6 protein-coding genes are annotated in these 6,858 nt (G+C 71.8%); 3 read left to right on the forward strand and 3 right to left on the reverse strand.

From position 1 onward, the window contains the following. The 3 genes from ABZ260_RS43420 to ABZ260_RS43430 form a co-directional block, all read right to left on the reverse strand. On the reverse strand, positions 1-929 hold a 929-nt coding region (locus tag ABZ260_RS43420), incomplete at its 3' end, for an amidohydrolase (protein WP_355629619.1). Then, the gene (locus ABZ260_RS43425; protein WP_355629622.1) at positions 926-2,098 is read right to left on the reverse strand and encodes an amidohydrolase family protein; all 1,173 of its coding nucleotides are present in this window, start codon (positions 2,096-2,098) and stop codon (positions 926-928) included. The genes ABZ260_RS43420 and ABZ260_RS43425, both read right to left, overlap by 4 nt. Then, positions 2,088-3,377, reverse strand: coding sequence for a glutamine synthetase family protein (locus ABZ260_RS43430; protein WP_355629625.1), 1,290 nt, complete (start codon positions 3,375-3,377; stop codon positions 2,088-2,090). The genes ABZ260_RS43425 and ABZ260_RS43430 overlap by 11 nt, the downstream gene beginning before the upstream one ends. A 197-nt stretch (positions 3,378-3,574) precedes the next feature. On the opposite strand from ABZ260_RS43430, the gene ABZ260_RS43435 reads away from it, so the two are divergent. From ABZ260_RS43435 to ABZ260_RS43445, 3 genes are all read left to right on the forward strand, one after another. Then, a complete protein-coding gene (locus ABZ260_RS43435; RefSeq protein WP_355629628.1) occupies positions 3,575-4,369 on the forward strand; it encodes an SDR family NAD(P)-dependent oxidoreductase in 795 nt (264 codons plus the stop codon). Positions 4,370-4,570: 201 nt separating this feature from the next. Then, positions 4,571-5,884, forward strand: coding sequence for an ABC transporter substrate-binding protein (locus tag ABZ260_RS43440; RefSeq protein WP_355629631.1), 1,314 nt, complete (start codon positions 4,571-4,573; stop codon positions 5,882-5,884). Then, positions 5,881-6,726 carry a polysaccharide deacetylase gene (locus tag ABZ260_RS43445; protein ID WP_350964448.1) on the forward strand — a complete coding sequence of 282 codons (846 nt, stop codon included), beginning with the start codon at positions 5,881-5,883 and terminating at the stop codon, positions 6,724-6,726. Before ABZ260_RS43440 ends, ABZ260_RS43445 begins: the two co-directional genes overlap by 4 nt. The last annotated feature ends 132 nt before the right edge of the window (positions 6,727-6,858 follow it).

A 6,858-nucleotide genomic window follows, 5' to 3' on the forward strand; every position in this document is an offset into this window, starting at 1 on the left:
ACCTGCACCACGGCTGCATCCCGCTCACCCAGCACCAGCGGCGCGTCCAGGGTCAACTCCGCGACCAGGTGCACGCCCGGCTGGAGGAGGTCGCGGACCTGGTCGCGGATGCGCTCGCTCAGCGCCCTGACCGTACCGCCGGCCGTGGCCTCGTCGGGCACGACGTTGGCCGCGCTGCCGGCCGCCAGCGTGGAGACGCCGAGGACCGCCGAGCTGGTCGGGTCGACGTCACGGCTGACCACCCGCTGCAGGGCGACGACGACGTGCGCGAGCGCGAGTACCGGATCGCTGGTCAGATGAGGGTAGGCGGCATGCCCGCCGCGGCCCCTGACCACGACCGTGAACTCGTCGGCGGCGGCGTTCACCGTGCCGGGGGTGGCCGCGACCTCGCCTCGCGGCAGGGTGGGCTGGACGTGCGCACCGATGATGGCGGTGATCTGGTGCTCCGCCAGCGACGGCGACCGGGCGATGTCGTGAGCGCCGGAGGGGTAGGTCTCCTCGCGCGGCTGGAGCATCGCGACCAGCGGGGGCGCGCCGGGGGTGTCACCGACCGCGTGGCAGAGCGTCACCAGGGCGGCGAGGTGCACATCGTGCCCGCAGGCGTGCATGCGGCCCGGCCTCCCGGACGCCCAGTCGACGCCGGTCCGCTCGGTCACCGCCAGCGCGTCGAGTTCGGCCCGTACCGCGACCGCGGGCCCGGGGCCGCCGACACGCACCAGCGCGCCCGTACCGGCCACCGCGTCCACCGGGCGTCCGGGCAGCTCGGCCAGGATCAGGTCGCGGGTCGGCCCCTCCTCCCCCGACAGGTCGGGGCGGGCGTGCAGCCGGCGGCGCAGCTCCGTCGCGGCGGGCAGCCGCCGCTCCAGTGCCGCCCGGAGCCTGGCCTCGACGGAGTCGACGGCCGAGCCGAAGGCAAGAGGCTCGATCATTTGGCCGGGTCCAGACCGTAGACGCGCAGGGCGTTGTCCACACCGATCATGGTGGCCACCCGGACGGCCTCCTCCTCGGCCCACTCGCCGGCGTCGACCCACCCGCGCAGTGCCCGGCCGAGCCCGCGGCGGAACAGGTGCGCCCCCAGCATGTGCAGCTCCGCCGGGCCCCAGGCGTCCGAGGAGAACAGGATCTTGGCGAACGGCGCGAGTTCCAGCGACTCGGCGATCAGCGCGTCCGACCGGCTGCCGGTGTAGTTGACGCCGAGACCGACGTCGAAGTAGACGTGCGGGAAGACCTGCGCGAGATAACCGGCGTTGCGGTGGTAGGGGTAGCAGTGCAGCAGCAGGATGTCCACGCCGTGCGGCTCGATGAGCTTCAGCCAGCGGGTGAGCAGCAGCGGGTCACACATGTGCAGTTCCACATCGGGGTCCCCGTAACCGGCGTGCAGTTGCAGCGGCAGCCCGCGCTCCACCCCGGCCCAGAGTCCGAGGCGGAGCAGCACCGGGTCGTCCACCCGCCACTGGCCGCTCGCCTCACCGGCGGACAGCCAGCGGCCCGCCGCCAGGGCGACCTCCCGGTCGCCGGGTGGTGCCGGGTCGAAGGCGAAGCCGTGCCGGTAGGCGACGATGCTCTTGAGGCCGACGGCGTCGGCGGTGCGGCGCTCCAACTCCTCGCGGAAGCGGCCCGGCAGCTCCGCGGCCGAGACCCCCGAGGCGGCCACCTGCTCCAGCACCCGCTCGATGCGGACCACCTCGTGCGCGGGCCGCCCCGACGCCTCCGCCATCCCGGCCGGGTCCAGGACGTCGTCGCCCCGATAACCGGTCTCCAGCAGGAAGCGGCCGATGCCGCTGGCGGCCAGTAGCAGCCGGTTCACCTCGGCGGCGCCCAGTTCGGTGCGGCGCGCCAGGTATTCCTCCGGTGCGGCGTGGGCGGGCAGGCCGAGGACCGGCGCGCACCAGCGGCGGATCGCGAAGCCGAGCTGGGAGTCGAACTGGGTCATGAACGCCGGGATCGGCCGGTCGGACTCGGTCACCAGCGTCTCGAACTCACCGCGGCCCAGGTCTCCCGAGGAGGCACCGTGTACATGGTGGTCGACCAGGGGCAGGGCGGCGAGCACGCTCTCCAGGTCGCCGGCCGCGTCCCCGGAGAAGTTCTCAGTAGACATCGGCGACCTTCCGGCAGAGCTCGTGGTCGGGCAGTCCTTTGACGCAGGCCAGCTCGGCCCGTCGCACGGCGAGGAAGGTGTGGAGCAGTTCGTGGGGGAACCAGCCTCGGGCGACCTCGTCGGCCTCCAGCGCGGCGAGGGCCTCAGGCAGGGAGCCGGGGAGCGCGGGCTCTCCGGCCAGGTCGGCCTCGGTCGCGGTCTCCGGCCACACCCGGGCGGGCTCGGCCCCGGCCAGTCCCGCGAGGCCGGCGCGGATCAGGACGCCGAGCACCAACCACGGGTTGGCCGTGGCGTCCGCCGCCCGGTACTCCAGGTGGAGCTGGCCCGCGGGGTCGGCGCCGCCGATCTCGACGGTCGGCGCGATGCGCAGCAGCGCCTCGCGGTTGCGCTCGGCGAGGAAGACCCCGCCGGCACTCCACCGGTGCGGGGTGAGCCGCAGGTAGGAGCCGACGCTGGGCGCGGTGACGGCCACCACCGCACCGGCGTGCCGCAGGATTCCGGCCGCGAACCTGGCCGCGGTCGAGGAGAGCCTGCCGGGTGCCCCGGCGTCGAACATCACCGGGCTGCCACCGACCTCGCGGAGCGAGAAGTGCACGTGGACGCCGTTGCCGACGCCCGCGGGGTCGGCCAGCGGGACGAAGGTGACCGAGTGCCCCCGGCGGCGGGCGAGGTCGCGGACGAACTCGCGCAGCAGGACCGCCCGGTCGGCGGCGACCATTCCGGGGGCGGGCCGCAGGGTGATCTCGAACTGGCCGTCCCCGTACTCGGGGAGCCAGCTCTCCGGCTCCAGCCCGGTCGCCTCCAGCAGCGCGACCAGGTCGGTGCCGAACGGCTCGGCGCCGCGCAGGCGCTGGAAGGAGAAGGGCGGTGCCTCGGCCTGGCCGCCGAGCATGAACTCGTGCTCGAAGGAGACGTTCACCTCAAGGCCCGCGATCTCCCTCAGGTCCGCCAGCGCGCGGGCGAGAAAGCCGCGCGGGCAGCCGGGCCAGGGGCTGCCGTCCAGGCCGGTCTGGTCGGCGAGGTAAAGCCGGGTGCCCGGCACCGGGCCGTCGGCGGGCAGGTCGACGGCCGTAGCGGGGTCGGGGAGCAGCCTCAGGTCGCCCACCGAGCCGAAGACGTTGTCGTCGGCCAGGTGGCCGAAACAGGTCAGCGCCAGATCGGCGGGGACCCATCCCACTCCGGTACGCAACGTCTGGTCCAGCCGGGCCACCGGGGTAGCCCGGCCCCGCACCTGGGCCGCGAGGTCACAGGTCGCCACGAAGGCGGTCCCTGTCGTCATCGGCTCTCTCCTCCCAGTCCGGTCCGCCCCTCGCGTCCCGGCCGCCCTAAGTGAAACATATGGTTCACATGTATGGTCAAGACGGCGGAATGAAACTTAGCATGCGTGTTACCTGGTAGCCCTGACAGAAACGCCCAGGTCATATGTGTCGAGCCGGCAGGAGGCCGCTCCCGCCCGGCATCACCGGAAGGCATCCCATGACGGACAGCTTCTCTCCCGGCAGGCTCAACGGGACGGTCGTCCTGGTCACCGGCGGAGCCCAGGGCATCGGCCGGGGCATCACCGGGGCGTTCCACGAGGCGGGGGCGACGGTCGTCGTCGCCGACCTCGACGAGACGCGCACGGCGAGGGTCATCGCGGAACTCGCCGCCGTCCCGGGCGGCTCACCGGCGGCCTCGGCGGTGCGCCTGGACGTGCGTGACCCGGGGTCGGTGACCGCCGCCTTCGAGCAGGCGACCGCCCTGCACGGCGGAGTGGACGTGCTGGTCAACTGCGCCGGGGTCTATCCGAACACCCCGGTCCTCGACATGACCGCCGCGGAGTGGGACGAGGTGTTCGCCGTCAACGTCCGCGGCGTGATGCTGGCCTCGCAGGCCTTCGCCCGTACCTCCGGCTCCCTCGGGGGCGGGCGCCGGATCGTCAACGTCTCCTCCGGTGCGGCCCGCTCGGCCCGGGTGGGCGCCGCCCACTACTGCTCGTCCAAGGCGGCGGTGGAGATGCTCACCAGGGTCCTGGCGCTGGAGTTCGCCCCGTCACAGATCACCGTCAACGCCGTCGCCCCCGGGCTGATCGAGGTCCCGGCCACCGTGGCGCTCTCGGCCGAGTACGTGGCGGCACTGGTCGCCGGGCAGCCGGTGCACCGCATGGGCACGCCGGCGGAGATCGCGCGGGCGTGCGTGTTCCTCGCCGATCCGGACTCCTCCTTCATCACGGGGAGTGTTCTCGACGTGGACGGAGGCTTCCTGGCCGGAACGGCCCTGCCGCCGAGCTGATCCACGTTTCACGAGATCAGAGCGGTACGACGGATCGAGTTTAAGTAACAAACCTTTTACAGGTCTAGCCTTTGCCGCAGGATGCAACATACGTTTCAATTGTCGACAGTGACAGAACGTTGCAAAACAGGCATGTGACGCCCTCCGGCATGTCCCGCATGCGTTCGTCCCCTCGTCCCACAGACGCAGAGAGGCTTCACCGTGGCCCGTTCCCCCTTCCTCCGTCCCCGGACGCCCATCCGGGCGATCACCGCCGTCGCGGTGACCGGCGCCCTGGCGGCGCTCACCGCGTGCTCCTCCTCCACCTCCCCCGACACCTCCGCCGCGGAGACCGGCGGCGCGGCCGGCGCGAAGGAGATCCAGATCGGCCTGCTCGCCCCGCTGACCGGGGGCCTGGCATCCGACGGCCTGGGCATGAAGCAGGGGGCCGAGCTGGCCATCAAGCAGCTCAACGAGGCCGGTGGCGTCAACGGATACACGTTCAAGCTCAAGGTCGTGGACGTGCAGAGCCAGTCCAACGACGCGGTGACCAAGGGCGTGCAGACCCTGACCGACGACGAGTCGGTGAAGGCGGTCGTCACCGGCTACGCCTCCACGTCCAACTTCGAGATCGATGAGTTCGCCGCGGCGGAGAAGGTCTACCTCATCGGCGGCAACACCGCGCAGACCCAGGCCATCATCGAGAAGGACCCGGCGAAGTACCCCACGGTCTGGTCGATCACCCCCGACTACGACGCCTACGGCACCGAGCCGGTCGACCTGGCGGAGTCCTGGGCCGAGCAGGGGCTGTGGAAGCCGCGCAACAAGTCGGCGTTCATCGTCCGCTCCGACAACCCCTACAGCGAGAACATCGCCGACGGCCTGGTCAAGCACTTCAAGGCCAAGGGCTGGAGCATCGCCGGCCAGGAGAAGGTGCCGTTCGGCACGGTCAACGACTGGGGCACGGTCCTAGGGAAGATCCGCTCGGCCGACCCCGACTTCATCGTCAACACCGACTACCAGGTCTCCAACGAGGCCAGCTTCCTGCAGCAGTTCCTGCAGAAGCCCACCGAGTCCCTGGTCTTCATGCAGTACGGCCCCAACCAGCCCCAGTTCTTCGAGCTGACCAAGCAGCAGGCCGAGGGCGTGCTGTTCAACAACCTCGCGGGCATGGTGCCCTCGCCCAGCTACCCGCCGGCCGCGCAGCTGCAGAAGGACTGGCAGGCCGCGTACGGGACCGACAACGTCGACCCGCAGGGCGTGATGACGTACGTGGAGACCATGATCTACGCCGATGCGCTGCGCGAGGTCGGCGACCCCGACGACGCGCTGGCGATCGGTGCCGCCATCGGCAAGAGCGACAGCGAGCGGGCCTCCGGCCGGATCGCGTTCGACCAGGCCACGCACCTGGCCAAGCAGGGTGACGACTACGTGCCGCTGCAGTCCTTCCAGTTCCAGGACGAGAAGCGGGTGCTGATCGCCCCTGAGAAGTACAAGTCGGGTTCCTTCCAGCTCCCGCCGTGGATGAAGAAGTGACCTCGGCTCCCCTCGCGCTGCCGCCGGGCAAGCGGATGGCCGTGGCGCTGACCTTTGACTTCGACGCCCACTCCCCCTGGATGGGCACCATGGGCCGCACCTCGCCGTCCTACCTGTCGCGTGGTGACTTCGGCGCCGAGCAGGGGGTGCCCCGGCTGCTGGAGCTGCTCGGCCGCAACCACCTGCCGGCGACCTGGGCCACCCCCGGCCACGACCTGGTTACCTTCCCGCACCGCATCGAGCAGATCCTGGCGGCCGGGCACGAGATCGCCGCGCACGGCTGCTACCACGAGGTCGTGCCCGACCTGGGGCCCGACGAGGAGCGCCGGCTCATGGAGGTCGCGCTGCGCCAGCACGAGCAGGTCGTCGGGCGCCGCCCCCGCGGCTACCGCTCGCCCGCCTGGGACTTCTCCGAGAGCACGCTGGGCCTGCTCGAGGAGTTCGGCTTCGACTGGGACAGCTCGCTGATGGGCCGGGAGTTCGAGCCGTACCGGCCCCGGCGGGTCACGGTGAACTACGAGTCGGCCAGCGAGTTCGGCCCGGAGAGCCGGATCGTGGAGATCCCCGTGTCGTGGTATCTCGACGACTGGCCCTCGGTGGAGTACGTCGCCGGGGTCTCCCCGCTGGGTTCCCACCGCGACATGGAAGACCGCTGGAACACCATCTTCGACTACGCCCACCAGCGGGTGCCCGGCGCGGTCTACGTGCTCACCATGCACCCGCAGACCATCGGCCGAGCCCACCACCTGCTCGTCCTGGAGGCGTTGATCGAGCGGATGCTGGCGGCGGGCGACGTCTGGTTCGCGACGCTGAGCGAGATCGCCGATGCCTGGCAGGGCTGAGCCGGGCGCTCCCCGGGGAGCCGGCGGGATGGTCACCGCGCCCGACCCGAGGGCGGCGCGCGCGGGGGCGTCGATGCTGCGCGCCGGCGGCAGCGCCGTGGACGCGGCGATCGCCACGGCCTTCGCCACCGG

The organism is Streptosporangium sp. NPDC006013 (assembly GCF_040614275.1).
In the GTDB taxonomy this organism is placed as follows: Bacteria; Actinomycetota; Actinomycetes; order Streptosporangiales; family Streptosporangiaceae; genus Streptosporangium.

Excerpts from the sequence above, each read along its gene's own strand:
- ABZ260_RS43425 (WP_355629622.1), bottom strand. The coding sequence starts at position 2,098 with ATGTCTACTGAGAACTTCTCCGGGGACGCGGCCGGCGACCTGGAGAGC.
- ABZ260_RS43430 (WP_355629625.1), bottom strand. The coding sequence starts at position 3,377 with ATGACGACAGGGACCGCCTTCGTGGCGACCTGTGACCTCGCGGCCCAG.
- ABZ260_RS43435 (WP_355629628.1), top strand. The coding sequence starts at position 3,575 with ATGACGGACAGCTTCTCTCCCGGCAGGCTCAACGGGACGGTCGTCCTG.